Origin of the sequence: Maribacter sp. (genome assembly GCA_020629415.1) — a bacterium.
Lineage (GTDB): Bacteria > Bacteroidota > Bacteroidia > Flavobacteriales > Flavobacteriaceae > Maribacter > Maribacter huludaoensis.
The window spans coordinates 1-21905 of the sequence record JAHDDL010000044.1; the positions used below are offsets into that span (position 1 = coordinate 1).

16 protein-coding genes and 2 pseudogenes are annotated in these 21905 nt (G+C 36.5%); 4 read left to right on the plus strand and 14 right to left on the minus strand.

What is annotated here, in order from left to right; translation table 11 throughout:
* The 5 genes and pseudogenes from QZ657_RS14665 to QZ657_RS14685 all read right to left on the minus strand — a co-directional run.
* Nucleotides 1-344, minus strand: a pseudogene (locus tag QZ657_RS14665) (permease); the annotation flags it as partial.
* 126 nt (nucleotides 345-470) lie between these two features.
* Entirely contained in the window at nucleotides 471-1628 is a 1158-nt protein-coding gene (locus tag QZ657_RS14670; RefSeq protein ID WP_291967833.1) for an iron-containing alcohol dehydrogenase, read from the minus strand.
* A gap of 39 nt (nucleotides 1629-1667) precedes the next feature.
* Nucleotides 1668-2300, minus strand: coding sequence for a nitroreductase family protein (locus tag QZ657_RS14675; RefSeq protein ID WP_291967834.1), 633 nt, complete (start codon nucleotides 2298-2300; stop codon nucleotides 1668-1670).
* A gap of 13 nt (nucleotides 2301-2313) precedes the next feature.
* Nucleotides 2314-2979: an NAD(P)H-binding protein gene (locus QZ657_RS14680; RefSeq protein WP_291967835.1), complete on the minus strand. Its 666-nt coding sequence runs from the start codon at nucleotides 2977-2979 to the stop codon at nucleotides 2314-2316.
* Nucleotide 2980: 1 nt separating this feature from the next.
* Entirely contained in the window at nucleotides 2981-3565 is a 585-nt protein-coding gene (locus QZ657_RS14685; RefSeq protein ID WP_291967836.1) for a TetR/AcrR family transcriptional regulator, read from the minus strand.
* 223 nt (nucleotides 3566-3788) lie between these two features.
* Between QZ657_RS14685 and QZ657_RS14690 the strand changes: the two genes are divergently transcribed.
* The 3 genes from QZ657_RS14690 to QZ657_RS14700 all read left to right on the plus strand — a co-directional run bounded on the left by QZ657_RS14690 (nucleotide 3789) and on the right by QZ657_RS14700 (nucleotide 7668).
* On the plus strand, nucleotides 3789-4997 hold the full coding sequence (locus QZ657_RS14690) for a patatin-like phospholipase family protein (protein ID WP_291967837.1): 1209 nt from the start codon (nucleotides 3789-3791) through the stop codon (nucleotides 4995-4997).
* 101 nt (nucleotides 4998-5098) lie between these two features.
* On the plus strand, nucleotides 5099-6136 hold the full coding sequence (locus tag QZ657_RS14695) for a leishmanolysin-related zinc metalloendopeptidase (RefSeq protein ID WP_291967838.1): 1038 nt from the start codon (nucleotides 5099-5101) through the stop codon (nucleotides 6134-6136).
* A gap of 200 nt (nucleotides 6137-6336) precedes the next feature.
* On the plus strand, nucleotides 6337-7668 hold the full coding sequence (locus QZ657_RS14700) for a DEAD/DEAH box helicase (protein WP_291967839.1): 1332 nt from the start codon (nucleotides 6337-6339) through the stop codon (nucleotides 7666-7668).
* 74 nt (nucleotides 7669-7742) lie between these two features.
* Here the strand turns inward: QZ657_RS14700 and QZ657_RS14705 are convergent, their stop codons facing one another.
* Nucleotides 7743-8435: a nitroreductase family protein gene (locus tag QZ657_RS14705; protein WP_291967840.1), complete on the minus strand. Its 693-nt coding sequence runs from the start codon at nucleotides 8433-8435 to the stop codon at nucleotides 7743-7745.
* 134 nt (nucleotides 8436-8569) lie between these two features.
* Nucleotides 8570-9910 carry a hypothetical protein gene (locus QZ657_RS14710; RefSeq protein ID WP_291967841.1) on the minus strand — a complete coding sequence of 447 codons (1341 nt, stop codon included), beginning with the start codon at nucleotides 9908-9910 and terminating at the stop codon, nucleotides 8570-8572.
* A 378-nt stretch (nucleotides 9911-10288) separates the two neighbouring features.
* On the opposite strand from QZ657_RS14710, the pseudogene QZ657_RS14715 reads away from it, so the two are divergent.
* A pseudogene (locus tag QZ657_RS14715) lies at nucleotides 10289-11317 on the plus strand (putative glycoside hydrolase).
* 91 nt (nucleotides 11318-11408) lie between these two features.
* Here the strand turns inward: QZ657_RS14715 and QZ657_RS14720 are convergent.
* The 7 genes from QZ657_RS14720 to QZ657_RS14750 form a co-directional block, all read right to left on the minus strand.
* The gene (locus QZ657_RS14720) at nucleotides 11409-13436 is read right to left on the minus strand and encodes an NADPH-dependent 2,4-dienoyl-CoA reductase (RefSeq protein WP_291967842.1); all 2028 of its coding nucleotides are present in this window, start codon (nucleotides 13434-13436) and stop codon (nucleotides 11409-11411) included.
* 252 nt (nucleotides 13437-13688) lie between these two features.
* The gene (locus QZ657_RS14725) at nucleotides 13689-14549 is read right to left on the minus strand and encodes an outer membrane beta-barrel protein (protein ID WP_291967843.1); all 861 of its coding nucleotides are present in this window, start codon (nucleotides 14547-14549) and stop codon (nucleotides 13689-13691) included.
* A gap of 345 nt (nucleotides 14550-14894) precedes the next feature.
* Nucleotides 14895-16103, minus strand: coding sequence for a cytochrome-c peroxidase (locus tag QZ657_RS14730; RefSeq protein ID WP_291967844.1), 1209 nt, complete (start codon nucleotides 16101-16103; stop codon nucleotides 14895-14897).
* Nucleotides 16104-16256: 153 nt separating this feature from the next.
* Complete coding sequence (locus QZ657_RS14735; RefSeq protein WP_291967845.1) at nucleotides 16257-17711, minus strand: vanadium-dependent haloperoxidase; 1455 nt, start codon at nucleotides 17709-17711, stop codon at nucleotides 16257-16259.
* 172 nt (nucleotides 17712-17883) lie between these two features.
* Nucleotides 17884-20385 (minus strand): TonB-dependent receptor plug domain-containing protein, encoded by a 2502-nt coding sequence (locus QZ657_RS14740; protein WP_291967846.1) that lies wholly within the window; start codon nucleotides 20383-20385, stop codon nucleotides 17884-17886.
* An 18-nt stretch (nucleotides 20386-20403) separates the two neighbouring features.
* Nucleotides 20404-21312 (minus strand): FecR family protein, encoded by a 909-nt coding sequence (locus tag QZ657_RS14745; RefSeq protein ID WP_291967847.1) that lies wholly within the window; start codon nucleotides 21310-21312, stop codon nucleotides 20404-20406.
* Between the two features lie 37 nt (nucleotides 21313-21349).
* Nucleotides 21350-21868 (minus strand): RNA polymerase sigma factor, encoded by a 519-nt coding sequence (locus QZ657_RS14750; RefSeq protein WP_291961867.1) that lies wholly within the window; start codon nucleotides 21866-21868, stop codon nucleotides 21350-21352.
* Nucleotides 21869-21905 lie beyond the last annotated feature (37 nt).

The following is a 21905-nucleotide window of genomic DNA, read 5'->3' on the forward strand; positions in this document are numbered from 1 at the left end:
ATAAAAGTAAAAAATGGCCCAGCAGATCTTATGGGCGTAACAATGGTTATGGGCAAATGCTTTAATGCTTGGTAGGCCAACACCCATGATGCTGCCATGATCGCTGATTTAATTGCAATAAATCCGTGAGTTTCAAGAGGAATATTGGTTATATAAAAATCTATGGACACCATATATTCCTTGAAGAACAAGGAGCCAAAATAAAAGGGCAGGAGCAATAAAAACCCAGACGAGATCGTACCCAACAATACAGGAAAAACCTCATTGCCCTGTACAGCATGTTTTTTGCATAAGTTGTGTAATCCTAAAAATAACGCCGCTAAAAGTCCAAGGTACATCCACATAATGCGCGCGAAGATATTGGTTTTATCTTATTTGTTCATAACCTAAAAACCTTGTATTGCACCTTTAAAACAAAAAGGGGATGCCTTTTTTAAAGACACCCCCTTTTTCAACATTCAAACTTAATGTTAATATGCCATTTTTACGATTTTTTCAGCGTCTTCTGGCATTAAAGCTTGTCGCTCACCTAATTTCCAACCTCGGTCTGTAAAACGTTTAGCAATCTCTTCAGCAGTACCTTCGTATTCTTTGGTATAATCTGACAATTTGGTATCTATGCCCAATTCTTGAAAGAAAGCTTCGGTTTTCTCAATAGCCGCATAAGCCTTGTCATCAACACTTCCCTCGGTTATATTCCATACACGTTCGCCATATTGAGCCAATTTTTCCTTTTTGGCCTCAAAATTATACTTGTAATGACTTGGTGCCACAATTGCCAATGTACGTGCATGATCAATACCGAACAACGCGGTTAATTCATGCCCCATCATGTGTACGGCCCAATCTCCAGGTACCCCTTTTTGAATTAATCCGTTCAAGGCCATGGTACAGCTCCACATAAAATCGGCCGCAGGTTTATAATCGGTAGGATCTCTTATAACCTTTGGCGCTACTTCGATCAACGTTTGCATAATACTTTCTGCAAATCTATCTTGTAAAGATGCTTCTATAGGATATGTCATGTACTGTTCCAAAACATGTGTAAACGCATCGGTAATACCGTTTACCAATTGACGTTCAGGAATAGATGTGATCACTTGTGGGTCAAGTACGGAAAACTCTGGGAACAATCCTGGTCCGCCCATGGCTAATTTTTCCTTTGTTTCCGCTCTTGTGATCACCGCTCCTGAATTCATTTCAGAACCAGTTGCCGGTAACGTCAAAACCGTACCAAATGGCATTCCTTTTTGGGTTCTCACATTTTTAGTAAGTATATCCCATGGGGTGTCACCTTCATAAACAGCTGCCGCAGAAAGGAATTTTGTCCCGTCAATTACAGAACCGCCGCCTACTGCCAATAAGTAAGATATATTTTCATCCTTAATAACCTTCAACGCCTTCATCAATGTATCATATTCAGGATTGGCAGGAATTCCGCCAAACTCAATAACATCAAAATTGGACAGTGCCTTGGTTACCAGATCATATATGCCGTTTTTCTTAATACTTCCGCCACCGTAGAGCATAAGTACTTTAGCATTGGCGGGTATTTCACTTTCTATTTTTTTTATCGTATCCTTTCCAAAAATTATTTTGGTGGGATTCTTAAATTCAAAATTGTTCATTTTCTTTCTCTTTTAATTTTTAATTTTTCATTGGCTTTACTATTCTATAACAGTAACCAAATCTTTCATTGGTTTTCTCACCTTTACAAGGTTCACCAACCAATCTTCACTCTCATTCCTATAGCCTAAGGGCAATAATACCGCACTTCTTAATCCTTTTTCACGAAGACTCAATATTTTATCTACAGCTGCAGGATCAAAACCCTCAATAGGCGTTGCATCTACTTTTTCAAAAGCTGCCGCAGCAATGGCTTGTGAAAAAGCAATATAAGCTTGCTTTGCCGCATGGTTAAAATTCTCCTCTTCATTTTTTTGTGGGTATGAATCCAACAACATCTTTCTATAATTTTCCCAACCTTCATTTTTAAAACCACGAATTTCATTGGTAAGGTCGAACATATAGTTAATTCGTTCTTCCGTATACGTGTCCCAAGCGGCAAATACCAAAAGGTGAGAACAATCTGTAATCATAGATTGGTTCCATGCTACCGGTCTAATCTGTTCTTTTATTTCTTGATTTTTAACCACTATAATTTCAAAAGGCTGTAAGCCACTAGAAGTAGGAGCCAAGCGTGCCGCCTCTAATATGCGTTCCACTTTATCTTCAGCAACTTCTTCACCATTCATGGCTTTAGCTGCATATCTCCAATTCAATTTATCCAATAATTCCATTATCTAATTTTAATTAAGTTGTTTTTGCTAATTGTTCTATATCATTCGATGTAATTATAACATCGGTATTACTCGTGGCATTTGCCAAATTGAGCATTGCTTGTGCAATACTATCGGCATAAATTATTCTATATTTCTTTAAGGGACCAATGAATAGGGGCTGAATTACTTTAAAGACTACGAGACCTATCTTTTCTAGTAATCGTTGTTCGTTTCTTTCCCCACCTATTAAAGAAGGTCTTAAAATGGAAGTTTTCGGAATTGCCTGATTTAAAACTTCTTGCTCCATTTCTCCTTTAGTACGGTTATAGAAAACACTACTTTTCTTATTTGCGCCCATTGCGGAAATAACCAAAAAAGTGTTGATTCCATTAGCCTTTGCCAATTTTGCCGCGGCTACAGGTATACCATAATCAATGTCTCTGTACAAAGATTTATCCGGAGTCTTTTTTGCGGTGGTACCTATACAACAATAGACTTCATCACCGGTAAAATCATTTTTAAACTGTTCCAATTCTAAAAGATCGCCTATATACTGCTTCACTTTATTGGGCAAACCCTTTGTGCTAGACCTTGAAAACAACTTTATGCTTTCATATCTATCATCAACAATAAGTTTCTCTAAAAGCAAGCCACCCGTTAAACCAGAAGCTCCTAAAATAATTGCCGTCTTTTTCATTCTATTTGCATACTTTTATACTGCTCCAAGCTGCCTCAAAAGCTAGTTCCAATTGTTTGTGGTCCAAAACTAAGGCACCACGATTTTGAGCAATGGTTAAAAAGGAAAGCGGATTTATTGCATAGGCATACAACATATAATCTGACATGGGTTTTATGACTCCTTCTTTAATTCCTCTTTTCCATACATCTAACAAGGGTTGTAAATGCCTTATCCCTTCTTGTCTGCTTTCTTCATCTATCATGGGCGTATTATCACATTGGGCCAAGAACATGGCGTATGCATCTTCTTTCAGTTTAAATTCAGCAATTCGTTTCCAGATTACTTCAAAGCCTTCTTTGACCGACATGGTTTCATCATAAGTAGCAAAAGCGTAAGCAGTATAACTTGACTTCACCTCTAAATATGTCTTGTTTACCAAATCTTGCTTGTTTTCAAAATAGAGATAAATAGTGGCAGGAGAAACACAGGCCATTTTAGCAATTTTGCTCATAGGCGTTGCATGAAAGCCATCATTATTTACAAGCTCTATAGTTGCATTTATTAATGCGTTGCGTTTGTCTATACTTTTTTGAAGTGCTGCCATGAATTAAAATCTTTATACAAAATTATAAAAAATGAACGTTCATTCTCTTTTATTAACAGAACTTTAATTGACTGTATTAAAATATAATAACCTCATAAATTCTAAGAACATCCTATAATGGCTCTATCTGATAATTCACTAACTTTAAAATGTCTAATAAAGGTAGTTCCCACGTCCTTTTCATTTACTACATCATCTAACCTTAGTAGGTATTCCATAACACATGTATAAAATTCTATCTTTAGATGGCGGCGGAAGTTGGGCAATTATGCAATTACTTACGCTAAAGGACAGATATGGTAATATAAATGGTCATCAGATTTTGAACAAATTTGACTTGGTCATTGCCAATTCAGGTGGTAGTATCGTATTAGCTGCTTTAGCTGAAGACTATACTATTGACAAGGCCATCTCTTTATTTAAAGAAGAGAAAAACAGGGCAGCTATTTTTCATAAAAACAGATTTAAAGATCGATACTTTCCCGTGGATTATCTGGGACTTTTCAATGCCGGTTTTGGACCTAAATATAGTACCAAACGCAAAAAAGAGGCATTTGAACATTTATTTCCCCAAATAGATAAAATTCAAATGAATGAACTGCCAAAACATATTGGAAAAAATTCGTTGAAAATTATAGTCGCCACGTATGATGCCTTAAACAATAGAGCTAAATTTTTCAAGTCGTTCTCAAACAACCCCGACACGGACGACTCCGTAAGATTAACACAGGCCATAAATGCATCTTCAAATGCACCGGTTCAATATTTTGATTTTCCAGCAAGGTTCAAAGCACAGGGAAGCAATATTTTCTATGAGCTATGGGATGGAGCCTTAGGCGGATTCAATAACCCCATACTGGCCGGCATCATTGAAGCATACAAGCTTGGTGTTGACCTTAAGACCATTCGTGTAATTTCTCTTGGCACCAGTAATTCGTTAATGTCAGAAGATGCTAAAAAAGACTTTTGGAACTGGAAACAGATTGCCCTTCAATTTAGAAGAAAAAAACTTCGATTTTCTACATGGAAACCGCAGCTTAACTTTTTTAAAGAAACTGTTTTACACCAAGCAAAAACTATCTTATATCAACCACCGGATACTGCAAATTACATTGCCATGATGTTTTTAAAGGCGGCTACGGGCAAAGACTTGAACGATCACATTATAAGATTATCGCCTCTAATTCACTATGATGTTCATACACCAAAAGAAATAGTGCCGTTGGTTAAAGACTTATATCTATTGGATATGGATCTTACAAAAGATGAGGAGATGGATAAACTTATAGCCTGTTTTATGGCTTGGAAAAACGGATATATATATAACCAACCTATTGAGTTCAGGGTAGAACGCAGTAATGACCTCTTGTTTTTACAAGGCGACAAATGGTATAAAAATGGTATAGAGAGATGGATTTTGTGGAAATTTTGATTTAAATATTGCACATTTATAATGATTATGTTAAATTTAACATAATGTTATTACCTAAATTGTAATACAATACACTTAAAACATTAAACACTATATATTTTATGAAAAATGCTTTTAAAACCGGTAAATTTTTAGCGATTACATGTGCCTTTAGCACATTGATGTTCACATCTTGTTCAGAGGAAAAATTAGATACAGAAATTGAAACTGTGCAAGAAGTTAAGACGCTTGAAATTGCCTTAAAATCCCCTACTGATAATCCTATAATTATTGATGATCTGGGGATTACCAATATACAATCCGCAAAATCAAGTAATGCAAACAAAGGCCGTTATAATATTACTTTAAAGTATTTGTTACCACCCACCGAAAGACAAGTTGAAGTTTTTGAAGCTGCGGCAGCAAGATGGGAAAGAATTATTATTAAAGATGTACCAGATGTAGCCGGACCTATTCCTTCTGCTTTCGCTGGTTTTCCTGATATTGAAACTATAGATGATTTGGTAATTGAAGTTGCCTTGGCGCCAATTGATGGACCAGGTGGAATTTTAGGCCAAGCAGGTCCTCAATTTGTTAGAACTGAAGATTTCTTATCATTGACCGGAGTTATGTTCTTTGATGTGGATGATCTTGATTTTCTTGAGGAAATAGATTTATTTGAAGAAGTAATTGTTCATGAAATGGGCCACGTTTTAGGTATTGGTACATTATGGAACACAGCTCCTTTTGGCTTTGACAGAACCCTTAGAGCAGGACCTGATAGCAACCCGTATTTTACAGGAAAAAAAGCCAACGTGTTCTGGAATGCTGAAGGTGGTACAAACGAATTACCTATTGAGAACATGGGCGGTCCTGGTACTGCTTTAGGTCATTGGAGAGAATCTACCCTAAACAATGAGTTAATGACCGGTTTCTTAAATCTAGGAGAGAATCCATTAAGTAGAATTACTGCTGGATCAATGAAAGATTTAGGCTATGGGTCCGCATCTGTTGGGGAGTCTTATGATTTACCTCGTGGAACGGAAGGTGTTGATATCAATGATCTTGGTGATTTTGGCACTGCTGAAAATCAAGGTTTAAACATTGCCAAAATGGAAGAGCTAGTACCATTGAGAGGTTTTGTAAATGTTAAAAAATAAGACACATCCTCTTACAGGGATATCATAACCCTTAAACCATTTAAATTATTAAGCTTGCACCATTTCTTCAATGGTGCAAGCTTTTTATTTTCCATCACATCTACATATACCCTGAGGTTATTCTACAATTTATAAACAACCTTTACGCGTAATTAGTCTTGGCTACTAAAAGTGTACCTATCTTTGTTCAAAATTATTTTATGCCAAGCCAATTTTCAGATTTAGGAATTTCTAAGGATTTACAAAAAAGTCTAGATGAATTACAGATAACCGAACCCACCACTATTCAGAAGAAATGCATTCCTATAATTTTGGAAAAAAAGGATGACCTTGTTGCCTTAGCAAAAACAGGAACTGGAAAAACCGCTGCATTTGGTCTACCATTATTGCAATTGATAAACAGCAAAAGTACAGCTGTACAAGCTGTTATTTTAGCACCAACAAGAGAATTGGCACAACAGATTCATGCCAACTTAATATCGTATACCTCAAATAACCCTGATATTTCCATTGCTGCTTTGTGTGGTGGTATTCCCATTAAACCTCAAATAGAGGTACTTAAAACTCCTACCCAAATTATTGTCGCTACACCTGGTAGATTAGTTGATTTAGTAAAACGCGAAGCTTTAGATATTACTAAACTGAAGTATTTGGTTTTAGATGAGGCCGATGAAATGGTAACTGCATTAAAAGTCGATTTAGATACCATTATTGCTAGCATACCTAAAGCTAGACGTACTTTTCTATTCACTGCAACCATGTCCGGTGCCATTAAACAAATGGTGCAAAATTATATGTCCAAACATGTGGTGCATATTGAAGATGATATGTCTACTCTTGGTCATAAAGGCATTGATCATAAATATGTAGTTGTGGAGCCCATTGAAAAACTAGATGTATTAACTCATTTTTTGAATTCAAAAGAGGGACAAAGCGGAATCATATTTTGTAAGACCAAGGCCGCCGTAAACAAACTGGCAAAAAAATTGGCGATAAATAAATTTTCTTCGGGAGCGTTGCACGGTAGTCTATCTCAACCTATTAGAGATCGCATTATGGGGCAATTTAGAGAGGGTCACATTAAAATTCTTGTGGCTACCGATTTGGCTGCCAGAGGTATAGACGTTAAAGAATTGGGTTACGTAGTAAATTATCATTTGCCAGACACCTATGATGCCTACGTGCACAGAAGTGGACGTACGGCCAGAGCAGGGGCAAAGGGACTTTCTTTGACCATTTTACAAAAAGAAGAGGTTGCAGAAGTTTTCGATTTTGAGAAAGAATTGGGTATTTCTTTTTCTAAATATCAAAAAGCGGACGCCAAAAGTATTGAAGAGAACAACACTTTATTATGGGCCAAGAAAATATTTAAAACAAAACCGAACAGAGAAGTATCGGAAGAATTAAAAACTAAGGTCCATACTATTTTTCATCACTTGACAAAAGATGAATTGGTTGACAAAATACTAGCGAACCATCTTGCCCAATCCATCATATTAAAAAATAAAACTGAGGGTGATACAAGTAAATAGCGGCATAGAGCTTTCTGTTTTAGAAAGTATTAAAATTTTATAAATAAGCTTTCTATAGTACCCTAGTTAAAGCTTTACTCGTAAAATTCGGAAATGGCCTCAATTGGTTTTCTTTTAATATCTGGCACATAGGTTGGTGTCTTTGGGTACCCTACCGGTAGTAACAAAAATGCGCGTTCATTACTTGGACGATTTAAGAGTTTTGCCAGAAAGTTCATAGGACTTGGAGTATGCGTCAGTGTTACCAGTCCTGCATTATGTATTGCCGTAATCAACATACCTGAAGCTATACCAACAGATTCATTTACGTAATAATTGTTAACCTTTTCTCCATTCTCACCTATATCGTGCACTTTTTTGAATACGATAATTAGCCAAGGTGCAATTTCTAAAAAAGGCTTGTACATATTTGTCCCCATAGGTTCCAAATCCTTTTTCCAACGTTCGCTCATTCTACTTTCGTAGCTTACTTTTTCTTCTGCTTCGGCAGCTTCCCTAATTTTAGTTTTTAACGCAGCATTGGAAACAGCGCAAAAAGTCCATGGTTGTTTGTGTGCGCCAGAAGGTGCCGTAGATGCCGTTTTTATAAGAGTTTCAATTACTTCTTTTGGTACAGGGGTATCTGCATATTCCCGTACTGATCTTCTTTCGTCTAAATGCTCATAAAAATCCAGGCTCTGTTGCACAAGTTCTACTTGAGATAGTGCATTTGTTTTATAGAGTACATGCGTATGTCCGTTAACGGATATATGGGATTCAGTAGCCATTTAATACCTTTAATTTTAAATTAATTTCTATACTCAAAGATATTGCTTTTTTGATCTATCGGAAATTCCCTTTTTATCAACCTTATTATAGTAAATGTAGAATTTCAGCAAACATTCATTACAGTTACAACACACTAATTAAACGAAGGCAATTCTACCACGTAAGATTCTACAGAAATGCCATCTTCGCTACCGCTCCAATCTGAGCCAAAAAGTACTCTTGTACCAGTGGGGCTAATTACTGCATGTGGTTCTCCCCAATAATCAAATTCATCTTCATCCGCTCTATGGTGACCAATTCTGTACACATTTACATTGCCGGGCTCCACACGGGCAACTACCAGTTCTTGATCTAACAGAGATTGACCATCGCCATCAAAGCCTATCATAGAAGCAGCTATCCAACCCGGGTTTTTATGTGCAACAGCAGAAATATGTGTACCTGTTTTTGGATAGTCATATCCTAAATCTTCAGAAATTACGGGTAGGCAATCTCCTGTATTTAAATTGAACGCCACTATATTACCCAAGCATCCGCCATTAGGACCGGCATCAAAGGTTACGGAAAAATCAGCATCTGTACCATCAACCATTCTTCCTAGACAGGAATGTTCTATTTTACTTTTGTTTAGTCTTGCTTTAAAATTACCACTTGCATCGTATGATGATACATTGTGATAAAACAGATTACCGCTAGGCGCAGGCATTGCTGCAGTATAATTAATATCATCAATATTGAAGGATACTAATTCTTGCGTAGAAATTCGATAAGAAAACGTTTCGCTATTATCGCATCTAAATCCGATGACATCAGAATCCCAAGACATCATCTGCACATCATTGCCCATACTAATACTTCCGGTGCAGTTAGATATTTCTTTAAGGTTTACCAATACTTCTTTATTACCGGTAGACACCAAATACTTCACAAACTCATTAGTAGCGGCATCCAAATAATATAAAATATCAGGGTCATTAAAATCCCAAAACAGTTGTTCTAGATCATCGGGTCGCACATCGTCAAGATTTCGAATAAACTCATAGGTCATTCCGTTTAACAGTTGATGCACTCCGTTCGTTTGGTCGTATAAAATCATTCTAGTCTCATCAGCGTTCCAAGCTTGTATAGTGCTGTACATTGGTTTAATGACTCCGCCCGGTCGGGCATTAGAGATCCGTCTAATAATAGTCCCAAATGAAGGGTCCACTATAGTTTCCAAATAATTTGGTTTAGCAATATCTTGCATAGGGTGGGGTGTAAGATCATTTGCTATTAGCTCTGTAGCCACATCTACCAAAATAGTATTTTCTTCGGTTGTAGGTTCTTGTGCTTCCTCTTCTTCAGAGGTATTCTCAATGCTCTCTACTTGGGTGTCCTCACTATTTTGAACAGTCAGTATAGCCTCTTCGTTAGAGCAGCCAATTAGTGTGCAACTAAGTGAAAATAGCCATAGGCAAGTCATCATTTTTTGCATAGCGTAGGAATTTTGGGTTTTAATTATGTACGGATACAACTAGCATTATAGTTGTTAACACAATGATTTTCCATAATTTGACTACGGATTCCCAGATCTTCCTAATATTAAAATTGATTTATGTACAAGCTTATTATAAGATTAGTTGTGGTATCTATCCTATTTATTTGTCAAGGGTGCAGTAGTGATGAAAATGAGGCAGTAGCTGAAAACATTGATTCTTCTGAGGTTGAAATTACCGAAACAGCAAACGTACTTGACGACACCTTTAACGACACTATCGTCAACCAAACTAAATTGTTTTGGTTATACCTACATCACGAAGAAATACCCGATGCCTTGATACAAACGGAAGCACCAAGACGAGATTTAATTGTAATGAATGCATGGTTTCATGATTATGTGCAGCAATTTAAATCCGTTAATCCTGATATTAAAACATTAGTCTATAAAGACCTTTCTTCTACCAGAAGTTATGCCGTGGACAATGGAACTGACAATGAATATTTACCAACAGGAGTAGGCTTTCATTATGCCGACACCCATTTTCCTGAATGGTTTTTAAAGGATGAAGATGGTAATAGATTAGAATATACGGGCTATGAAAATCATTGGCAAATGGATATTGGAAACACGGCGTACCAACAACTGTGGGCAGAACAAGTGGGAAACGAGCTGGTTGCCAATAATTGGGACGGCGTATTAATGGACAATGCTATTTATAAAAGAGATACCTACCATGAAAATGTTTATCCTGCAAATTATGATACTGACGAAGCCTTTCAATCTGCTTATGAAGCTATGCTAACAGTCATTAATGCCAGACTTAAACAAGATAACAAACTAGGTGTTGCCAATATTACGGATACTAGATTAGACCCTGGTGTTTGGGAAAGCTATTTAAAACATTTAGATGGTGCCTTAGATGAGTGGTGGCTTGTTTTCGGTAATGGAAATTACCTATCTGATTATTCAGAGGGGTTTGTTCCTCAAATTAGCGAAGTAGCTAGCAATTAGGCAGAAAATAAAATAACCTTGGTACAACCGCATACTTCAATCTCTGAAAATCAAGGATTCTACTATGCTTTTGCAAGTTACTGGCTGGTTAACGATGGTAACACCTATTTCTCTGAACAAGAAATTACAGATGCCTATAGTGCCCCATCACCATGGCGAGAGGAATACAATTGGAATTTTGGGGAAGCCGTTGATAGTTATTCGCAATTAGAAAACGGACTCTTCAAAAGAGAATTTTCTCGTGCATTAGTACTGGTAAACGCCAGTAATTCCACAACCGTACAAATAGATTTAGATATACCGTATTTAAATGAAGTAGGGGAAGAGGTAAGTTCTATTGAGCTGAATTCCTTAAGCGGAACTGTTTTAAGAAGATTAAATAGTAATTAATAATTGCTTAAACCGTAATCGTCAACGGCAAACTTTTATCCCCTTAATACTAATCCATCTTAAGATAAAGACTTTACAAATTACCTCAGTATTAAATTTTGGCAGCTAATCTACACGCCTGGTTAATAGCTCTTTTGGCATCTAATTCTGCAGCAACATCTGCACCACCAATTACATGTACTTTTATACCTTTTTCCTGCAGCGGTTCTAATAGTTCTTTAAATGGTAACTGCCCAGCACAGATTACAACAGAATCTACCGCCAGTATTTTCTGCTCATTGTTTTGGGTATAGTGCAATCCCTCATCATCTATTTTAGTGTATTGTACTTCATTGATGAACTGTACTTTTTTCATTTTTAAGGTGGATCTATGAATCCACCCCGTGGTTTTGCCGAGATTGCCTCCAAATTTACCTTTGCTACGCTTAAACATGAATATTTCCCTTGGAGATGGGTGAGGTTCCGGCTGTATATTCTCTGTGCCACTACGTGCTTCCAAAGTCTTATCAATTCCCCATTCTTTAAGCCATGCATCAATATTTAAAGCCGTGCTTTTGCCTTCATGCGCCAAGTATTCAGAAACATCAAAACCAATTCCGCCCGCACCTATGACGGCAACACGTTTACCTACGGGTTTTTTATACTTCAATACATCTATATAGCTAAGCACTTTAGGATGTTCTATACCATTGATCTTGGGAGTTCTAGGGCGTATTCCGGTAGCAACAACGACTTCATCAAAATTGCCGTCCTTAAAATCTTCTGCATTTACCCTAGTATTTAATTTAAGGTCTACCTTATGTATTTCCAACTGTTTAGTGAAGTATCGTAAAGTTTCATAAAATTCTTCCTTACCGGGAATTTGTTTTGCAAGGTTAAATTGACCTCCTATTTCATTTTCGGAATCGAATAAGGTTACCTCATGACCGCGTTGCGCTGCTACCGTTGAGGCTGCTAAACCTGCAGGACCGGCACCTACAACGGCTATTCTTTTCTTTTTCCCTGTTGGTGTATAGTTAAGCTCCGTTTCATGGCATGCACGCGGATTCACCAAACAACTAGCGACCTTACGTTGAAAAACATGATCCAAACAGGCTTGATTACAGCCAATACATGTATTTATTTCATCTGCCTTGTCAGCTTCTGCTTTATTTAGCCATTCTGGATCTGCTAAAAATGGTCTTGCCATTGAAATCATATCCGCATGACCCTCTGCTAAAACCTGCTCGGCCGTTTCGGGCATATTTATTCTGTTAGAAGTAATTAGCGGAATAGATAACTCTTCTTTCATTTTTTTGGTTACCCAAGTAAATGCGGCTCTAGGTACCGATGTTGCAATGGTTGGTATACGGGCTTCATGCCAGCCAATTCCGGTATTAATAATGGTAGCCCCTGCTTTCTCAATTTCCTTGCCCAAGGCGACCACCTCTTGCCAAGAGCTTCCATTTTCAACCAAATCTAGCATTGATAGACGGTAAATAATAATAAAATCCTTACCAACGGCCTCACGTGTTTGCTTTACTAATTCTATAGGCAAACGCATTCTATTTTCATAGCTGCCACCATAATTATCTGTGCGCTTATTTGTTCTTTCAACAATGAATTGATTGATTAAATAGCCTTCTGAACCCATGATTTCCACACCATCATAACCTGCTTGTTTTGAAAGTTTTGCAGATGTCACAAAATCGCGAATGGTGCGGTTGATTCCGGATTTTTTGAGCTTAAAAGGTTTAAAGGGAGAGATAGGCGATTTTATTGCAGACGGTGCTACCGCAAATGGGTGATACCCGTACCTACCGGCGTGTAGTATTTGCATACAAATTTTACCTCCTTCTTTATGTACGGCGTCAGTAATGACCTTATGATGTTTTGCATGTTTCTCAGAACTCATTCGTGCAGAAAAAGGACCTGTCCAACCTTGAATGTTTGGAGAAATACCACCGGTTACAATTAACCCAACTCCGCCTTTAGCACGTTCAGCATAATATGCGGCAATTTTTTCTATACCATTCTTTTCTTCTTCTAGTCCGGTATGCATTGAACCCATTAGAATTCTGTTTTTTAGGGTCGTAAACCCTAAATCCAAAGGTTCAAAAATATGTTTGTACTTGGTCATCTTCGTTATTGTTTACTTTATTTACTATGCATGCATAATAATTGAATATACGTTTTTAAAATTGAACATGTTAATAGTTACTATTTTTTTTGAATAACAAACTTGACATGATATATAATCAAATATTAAAAAGCATTAGTAAAACATCTTTTTTAAGATCAATTAAACGGCTTACACTTAAAATAAAAAGTAATAAAAAACCCCTATCAAAACGTATTTTAATAGGGGTTAGCGTTCTGCAAAGTTTTAAGATTATTCCTTATTCGCTTTTGCAAATTTATAAGTAATCCCAATATTTAGACCAAAAGAAGAATAAGGTACTTTTTGAGATAGTTCTTGAGTAGTATCCGTATTTGTATTGGATAACTCATCTACATATGTAGTGTTCCTATTTATCCCCTCCGGCAAATTGTCTATGCTATAAAAACCATTAACCGCTACAGTACCATCAGGTAATTTTACATCGGTATTGAATTCAGAGATTTCAGAATCTTTACGCTTTAGACTAATACCGTAATATTCAACCTCGGCAAAAACACTAAAATTAGAATCTAGATCATATTTATACCCAAGCGCACCCACAAAACCTAGTGGAAAATGACCATGAAAATCTTCTTTGTAGTTTGTTTCGGAATAAGAACCGTTAGGTACACCTAAAGCTTCAGCTTCTTGCTCTGAAAAAACTAATTTTTGATAGATAACGCCTTCAGTTTTTCCGCCTAATTTTATCAATGCACCAAAACGGCCATATATATTATTCGTGAATTTATAAACTACAGAGGCAGAGGCTCCAAAAGCACGTGCCCTTGCTACCGCATTAACTTCCGTATTTGGCAAATTAACGATTGATACATCCTGGTCTGTACCATGCAAATACCCAAGACCAAGGTCAAAACCAAAAGAGTCATCAAAGAAATAAGTTCCTCTAATTTGAAAATTTGTTCCTTCACCATAACTACCATATGAGTTTTCTGTTGAAGATGCGTTAATACGTTCTCCTAATTTCATAGTTGCGCTACCAATTGCATAGCCAGAACTTGCGGATACCTGCCATTGCCCGTAAGTAACCGAGCTTAATAAAATTGCTGTACAAACAGCGATCAAGTGTTTCATAATTAATGAATTATAAGTTGAAAATTAAATAAAACTAATTTTTAAAAGGTAAAATACAAACACGCAACAACCTCATATACAATGTTTTAACACGTAAAACTTAAACGTATCACTCAGAATTTTAATTGTACCTTTCAAATTAGTTTATCAAAGTTACTTTATTAGAAAAAGTTCTTACGTGCGTGCTTTTTATTTAACACTCTAATTAAAATTTACATTTTATTTATGCTTGTTTTTTACCAAATGCGCAATACGGTATTTTTAATTCTCTATTATTAATAATTTATTAAGAAATAACACTTATCCTATAATTTTGAAGCCATAGTTAATTACTTTTTTGTCTGTTTACTCTAAGAACGGATTCGCATATTTTTCATCGTTAACAAACTCATTATCCGTTAATGTATTTAAAAAATCTACCAAGGCCTGTTTGTCGGTATCAGATAAATTTAATCTCCTTACGTTGTTACCTTGGGTCAATCTATTATCTAAATTAGGATTGTCTTGAACGCCACTGTTGTAATGCTCAATTACCTCCGCCAAGGTTTCAAATCTGCCATCATGCATATACGGAGCGGTTAAGGCTATGTTTCGTAAAGATGGAACTTTAAATTCCCCCAATTCATTGTTATTACCCGTTATACCGCCAACGCCTAAATCCGTTATAGTGGCATCTAATCCATTATTTCTTGCATCGTCACCTACAAATACGTTGGTAGCATGGCAATCAAAACACCTTGTCTGGTTGCTCATAAACAATTGCTTCCCTCTATTTTCAGATATTGTAAAATTTGGAAAGTTATCCTCTATATCCTGTGCTTGTGCCAAGCCTTCATCAAATTTAGATTCATATGAAACCATTGATCGTATAAACTGTGATAGGGCCAAAGCTACTCTGTTACTTGTAATATTCTCATCGCCAAAAGCATTCGTAAATAAAGCCGCGTAATATGTTTGTTCTGCCAATTTAGCTTCTAATTCTGCCAATGTGAGCCCCATTTCCACTAAATCCTGAATAGGCACCAAGGTTTGGTCCTCTAAGGTCTCCGCACTTTCATCCCAAAAAAATCTACCGTTTTCATAAAATCTGGCATTGGCCAGCCCCATAGAATTTCTTGAAGTTAATTCTCCATTAAAACCGGTACTCAATGCATTAGGGTCAGAAAATCCGTTTTGTTGAATATGGCAAGATGCGCAAGAAACGGTATTGTTCAATGACAGATTTTTGTCATAAAATAATACCCTGCCCAAAGTTGCCCCGTTATCTGTAATTTCATTATTGTTAGGAGTGTTATCCTCATTTCTAACATCATTGTTCAAAAAGAATTCTGGCATAAGGATATTGACATAATTGAACGGAGAGTCCGGTAAGGTCAAAATTGACGAATCATTGGCAAGGTCATCAGCAATTTCATCATTATCATTAACGACCGTATCATCATTCTCATCATTGACCAGTAATTGTTCTTCTTCTGTTATATCTATATACTCATCTTTACTACACGAACATAAAGCAATTACCATAATGCAAAAAGTGACAAAATTCTTTTTCATATTATATTGATTTTAAAAAAAAATGGATAAAAAAATAGAAAGTAACTTTTTATCTTATAGGCCAGTTAATTAAGGGGAGAGTAGAGATAGGATTATGATATTGCAAAAGCTTCGCCATTACTGGCGAAACTTCTACAAACCAAAGGTTAAGCACTAGAAATTGGGGGATAGGTTAAAGTTGTTTACTGCAGTAGAAATTTCATATCCCAAACGTAGACCTTCATTACTATCTGCTTGTACGTGTACACCTAAGGGTATTCTTGAATATCCATTTTCTAATGCCATTTCGGTAAAAGAATTGAACCTTCTAGGTGCACCATTAAATTCTGATCTACCGGCATGGGTTCTATCGGTGAAATTAATTGCATCACCACCAAATATTTCCGTAAAAACTCCGGATGCCGCTGCTGCAAAAGTTGCATGACCTGATGGATACGCTGGGAAAGCTGGATTTGGAGATGAAATAAACCGTGCTAGATTCGTTTGAAAATCGTCATTTATATATTCTAAAATAAACCTACTTGGACGCTCTGTATTGTATGTATATTTATCATCCCAGGCAGATACTGCCGCATCATTCATGGCAAATCCTAATTTTAACAACAACTCTAGCGTTTGCCCGTAGTTTAAATCTTCTTGTTCTATAAGCTGATTGGCTATTGAGAATTGTCTTCCTGGTGGGCTCATCATCAATCCCTCAACATCATCTGACCAGAATTCTGAAATCCATAAGTCTTCATTATCTTCCAATCTGGCCGCAGTTGCCGTACGTTCTACCTCATCCATTTCATTATAATAGCCACTATTGCTATTTGCATTATGTGCAAATGGTGGTGGCGTACTTGAAGTCTGTTGCGGTGAAATAACGAAAGTCCTCACCCTGTTCCAGTAAGGAAACCAAGCGCTTTCTCCTTCAGATGCCTCCCAAAGACCTTCGCCCACTGGTGCAACATAAGAACCGGGGTTTGGATCTAATTGTTGGGTCTCTGCTTCATTATCCGTTTGGCTATAGGCAATGACCATTTCTGCCACCAATGCTCCCCATTCCTCAGAATCTTCTATTTCTTCTTGAGATAAATTTTCATATAGTTCTTGTGCTATCTCATTTTCCAAGTTGGCAATACCGGCTTTTGCGTTGTTGGATACACTGAACATAAAATGATCGAATACCAGTGCATAACAAGTGTTCAACGCCAAATTTCTATCCACATTATCGGATCTATCATCTTGATCTAGATCAAAACTTTGTAATTGATTCCCGGTTGACCCATAACCTTCCATATCCGAAACCGCTGTTTCATATCCGGCCAAGTGAATATATGCCAAAGCTCTTGCGGTAGTATTAGGTCTTAATCCGTCAGTGTAACGGTCTAATACCAACCACAAGTCGTTCCATTGGGTTATAAGCTGCACTGTCTCTTCCGAAGGGTTTAAACCGTTATTTCTATTGTTTTGTCTTCTAGCAGTCAAGGAATCTTGTTCTACGGTTTCAACATCATCCGTACCTGTCTCATTAATTTCTAAAACATCCAATTCATCTTTTGCACAAGATTGCACCAAAACCACTGTAAGGATTATAATTATCCATCTTAATCTATTATTACGCATAACATCTTTTGTATTAAGGTTAATGTTTATTTCAGGCTATTTTTTTTGCCTTTTCCTTAATACGTTTAGCTTATGATTTTACCCAACCCTTATTTTAAAAATAAATGAAATTAATTTTTGGTTCGTGGAAAAAATGGAAGTATAAATTGAAATTGCAATATTAATTAAGCACTTAAAACTGTACACTTAATTGAAGGTTAGGGGCAAAGGCTATGGTTTTACGGTATGGGTCATTAATCGGTGGTTCGTTCTGAAAAATATTGACAATATTATCCTGATCGTACAGATTAACGAATGAAAGGCCTACAATACCTTTCCAACTTTTCTTGGCATTCGTAAATGCGTAAGTAGCAGATACATCTAATTGATGCATATGGGGAAACCTGTTGGTGTATTCAATATCTAAATTGTTCTGAGAAGAACCTTCATTTGTTTCAAAATCTGGAACAACTACGGGCATACCGGAAAAGTAACCCCACGTGACAGCCAAGTTTATAGGATCTAAATGCCATAACCCTGTTACGTGTAAAATATGGCGCTGATCAAAATAAATAGGTGAGGTTTGTCCAAAGTCGGTATTTACTTCGCATAGTGAATAACTAAAGAGTGCTTCAAAATTATTCCAACGTTTTTTTACAAAAAGATCGCCCCCTTTACTTTTTAGCTTACCTTTTTCTAGCTTATCCGAATTGGTCTGTAACGTTACATTATTGGTATTCCTAATATAGAGTTCCAAATCTACCAACCAGCCAGATTTGTTGTACAAAGCTCCAAGCATAGTTTGGTAACCCTCCAATACAGCTGTGGTTTGATCAGGTAAAAACCAAAATTGTGTCTGATTATTAAAGTCATCAAAATCATCCCTTAATTTTTTTTGAATGAATTGATGTGATCTACCTGCCGAAGTTTTTATGTATAATGCATCACTTGTTCTTACATTCATTGAAATTCTAGGGTCTGCATAGAATCTTTTATTAGGTTCGTAATAATCTGTGTGCATCCCAAAATTGGCAGTTATTTTATCGCTCCAATTTTTTTTGACCGATACGTACATGCTATGCGTTAATGCATCTTGATTTCTACGATTGTCTACGCTATTTCCATCATTCCTTTCATCAAACCTCAAACTATAATCCGTTAATGCATATCCGGTTTCCAACGCAGTATTTTCATTTAGCTGCAATTGAACATCGCTGATGAACCTGGTATCATCAATGGTATTGGAGTATTTTTCAAAACTTGAACGCTCTGATGCAGAAAAACCTTCACTTATATTATCTATAAATAGCGATGATTTGCTAAACCTTGCCTGCGCTTTAAGCTTCTCTGAGAATGTACCTTCCCACTTTACGGTCATACCCCAGTTATTTAGAGACAAATCCCTAAAATCTTTATTATCCTTATCATCAGCATCTTCTAGAGTTGCCGACAAAAGGTTTTGAATACTGATATAACTAATGGTTGCCTTATGGTTTTCATTAATATCATATACGAGTTTTGAATTGATATCATAAAATCCCACTTTAAAAAATTCACTATTGACATTATCGGCAACATCCTCTAAACGACTGCCCTGAAAATTAAGATTAGAAAAGGCGGTTAATTTTGGAGAATTAATACTGGGATAATTAGACCTTGCGGCAACATTTAAAGCCAATTTATCCTTTGCCAAAGGTATTTGAGCAGTTGCCCCTGCATAGACGGTATTTGCCTGAACTTCATATAGGGTGGAGTCTGGCACGGTATTATTTGTGGTCATATGTATGAGTCCGCCAACACGACCTCCCCATTTTGCAGCCAAGGTATTTCTCTGTATTTCAATTTTACTAACCGTAGTAGGATTATAGGGTGCTATGGCTCCATAAAAATGACCATTGTGGTAAATAGGTATATCGTCAATTTCAATTAAGGATTGGTCAAAAGTATTTCCTCTTAAATTTAAACTACCTGGCTTACCGCTTGGCGTATGTACACCAGGAATATTCTTTACTACATTAAAAACATCGCCATCAGTTTCACCCGCCAGCAAACCCAAAGCCTTCATATTAATTTGAAAAGTGTTATCACTAATTTTAGCGTTGACACCCTTTGTCAAGTAATCGGTAATTTGAACTTCATTTAAATGAATCATTTCATGCGCTAGGCGTAGAGGTGTCTTTAACGCCAACAGTTCTGACGCTGTTAAATGCACAGTATTATAAAATGCGGAACGGATGTAGACAGAATCTAGAGGGAACAAATTCTTAATCGTAAAATTGGATTTTACGGGATACAAAAACCGCTCTTTGCCATTGTTCACCCTTACCGTAATATCACCAAGCAATTCAGAGGTTGCAACATCTTCAACGGTAAATGACACATCCTTTCTTACGGGAACGATGAGATAAGAATTTATACCATTCCCTGTAAAGGTTATGGGAGCTACTTCTTGTATCGCATTTAAACAGTCCGTTAAATTGTCACAGTCAAAATTTGACGGTAACAGTACCTGTTCCAAAAGCGTGTAGTTATAGGTGAAATCTACCGAATAAGTATTTTTTAAATGCTCTAGGTGATCAACCAGTTTGATTTTAGATGGAATTTGGGCATTAACAGCATTATGACAAAATAAACCTATGACAACAAGAACAAGATACTGTAAAACTGCTTTCCGGTTCTTATTGTTTACTATCATTTTATGTTTTTACGTATACTATTCAAATATAACGGTATTACCATCTTGAAGACTATATGGAATTTCCATTGTAGTAAAAATAACGCTTAATGAGTTTGCTAAGTCATTATGTGCAACCGTACCCGTAAACTGTAATGATTTATACTCTTCAGGTAAATTAACATCTACATTGTAATATCTTTTTATATCGGTAATTACAGAATTAAGGGGAGTTTTATCATAGGTACTTACACCGTTCAACCATTCAGGACCAGAAGATTTATGTGTTGATTTTTGAAGTTTTCCACCAGTAAGCATTACACTTTGACCCTTGGTAATTATTTCTGAACTGCCTAGATGTGTTACTTCTATTTTACCTTCATAGCAAAATACCGTAAAATCATTGTTCTGTGTGCGTATATTAAATTGCGTGCCCAAAACCGTTACTTGCGCCGTATTGGTTTTTACTACAAAAGGAGCACCACTGGTAACATTGAAAAAAGCTTGGCCAGAAAGGGTAAGCATCCTGCTATTTTCCCAATCATTTTTATTATAGGTTATGCTTGACGCAGCATCTAGTTCTACCAAAGAGCCTGTTGGCAATTCTATCGTTTTTTTCTCCGCTATTTCGGTAACAACGGTTGTGGCGTGATTTGCCATAAAATACCAGACTAAACCACAGGAAAGTAATAGCGCTATACTTGCTGCTATACGCAACCAATTTTTGTTGTTATTTTTTATAGGAACAACTGTCTTGTTCGCTTCTTTCAACCTGTTCAAACCCTTATCCACATCAAATGGTTTTACCTTCCAAGCATCAATTTCCTCTATTACGGTCTTTAGCGCATCCAGTTCACCCGAATCTTTCAATTGTTCTTTCTCCTCGTTACTTAAACGATTATCCATCCAACGGGCAATTAAGTTATTATCTTCTAAATGCTTGCTCATATTACCAATACGTTTTTAAAGCTATTTAACCAACCGCCTAAATAGAAAAATCTTTTATTTCCGCAATGTTGTTCAATTTTATCAAGGCCTTTGAAATACGTTTTTCAATAGCGGTCTCACTAACTTCTAATCTAACCGCTATTTCTTTGTACGTAAGTTTATCTATTCTATTCATTAAAAAAGCCTCGCGTTGCTTTTCTGGTAAAGCTGATATTACCGACTCCAATTTTTTTTGAAACTCTTTAGTCCTTAGTGTAAAATAAGGGTCTTCATTATCATGCGCTTGCACCAATCCTTTTTCAAATTTTAAGGCCACCTTATTGGTACGTAAAGTGTCTATCATTAAGTTACGAGATATTTTGTATAAAAAACCGGTAACTTTCTCATAAACTACCGTACTGCACTTAGACCATAATTTTACAAATGAATCATGAACAATATCTTCTGCCCTTTGCATATTCCCAAACTTATAATACAGGTAATTGCGCAAATCTTTGGCATGGGTTTTATAAATCTCGTTGTAAACGCTTTCTTCGCAAACCGATGGTTTTCCCATTCTTTGTTATTATAAACTAAAAGACCACTTGTATCTT

Coding starts and splice junctions, on each gene's coding strand:
- QZ657_RS14690 (WP_291967837.1), top strand. CDS start 3,789: ATGTATAAAATTCTATCTTTAGATGGCGGCGGAAGTTGGGCAATTATG.
- QZ657_RS14750 (WP_291961867.1), bottom strand. CDS start 21,868: ATGGGAAAACCATCGGTTTGCGAAGAAAGCGTTTACAACGAGATTTAT.
- QZ657_RS14700 (WP_291967839.1), top strand. CDS start 6,337: ATGCCAAGCCAATTTTCAGATTTAGGAATTTCTAAGGATTTACAAAAA.
- QZ657_RS14735 (WP_291967845.1), bottom strand. CDS start 17,711: ATGCGTAATAATAGATTAAGATGGATAATTATAATCCTTACAGTGGTT.
- QZ657_RS14745 (WP_291967847.1), bottom strand. CDS start 21,312: ATGAGCAAGCATTTAGAAGATAATAACTTAATTGCCCGTTGGATGGAT.
- QZ657_RS14710 (WP_291967841.1), bottom strand. CDS start 9,910: ATGCAAAAAATGATGACTTGCCTATGGCTATTTTCACTTAGTTGCACA.
- QZ657_RS14675 (WP_291967834.1), bottom strand. CDS start 2,300: ATGGAATTATTGGATAAATTGAATTGGAGATATGCAGCTAAAGCCATG.
- QZ657_RS14740 (WP_291967846.1), bottom strand. CDS start 20,385: ATGATAGTAAACAATAAGAACCGGAAAGCAGTTTTACAGTATCTTGTT.
- QZ657_RS14725 (WP_291967843.1), bottom strand. CDS start 14,549: ATGAAACACTTGATCGCTGTTTGTACAGCAATTTTATTAAGCTCGGTT.
- QZ657_RS14680 (WP_291967835.1), bottom strand. CDS start 2,979: ATGAAAAAGACGGCAATTATTTTAGGAGCTTCTGGTTTAACGGGTGGC.
- QZ657_RS14705 (WP_291967840.1), bottom strand. CDS start 8,435: ATGGCTACTGAATCCCATATATCCGTTAACGGACATACGCATGTACTC.
- QZ657_RS14720 (WP_291967842.1), bottom strand. CDS start 13,436: ATGACCAAGTACAAACATATTTTTGAACCTTTGGATTTAGGGTTTACG.
- QZ657_RS14670 (WP_291967833.1), bottom strand. CDS start 1,628: ATGAACAATTTTGAATTTAAGAATCCCACCAAAATAATTTTTGGAAAG.
- QZ657_RS14685 (WP_291967836.1), bottom strand. CDS start 3,565: ATGGCAGCACTTCAAAAAAGTATAGACAAACGCAACGCATTAATAAAT.
- QZ657_RS14695 (WP_291967838.1), top strand. CDS start 5,099: ATGAAAAATGCTTTTAAAACCGGTAAATTTTTAGCGATTACATGTGCC.
- QZ657_RS14730 (WP_291967844.1), bottom strand. CDS start 16,103: ATGAAAAAGAATTTTGTCACTTTTTGCATTATGGTAATTGCTTTATGT.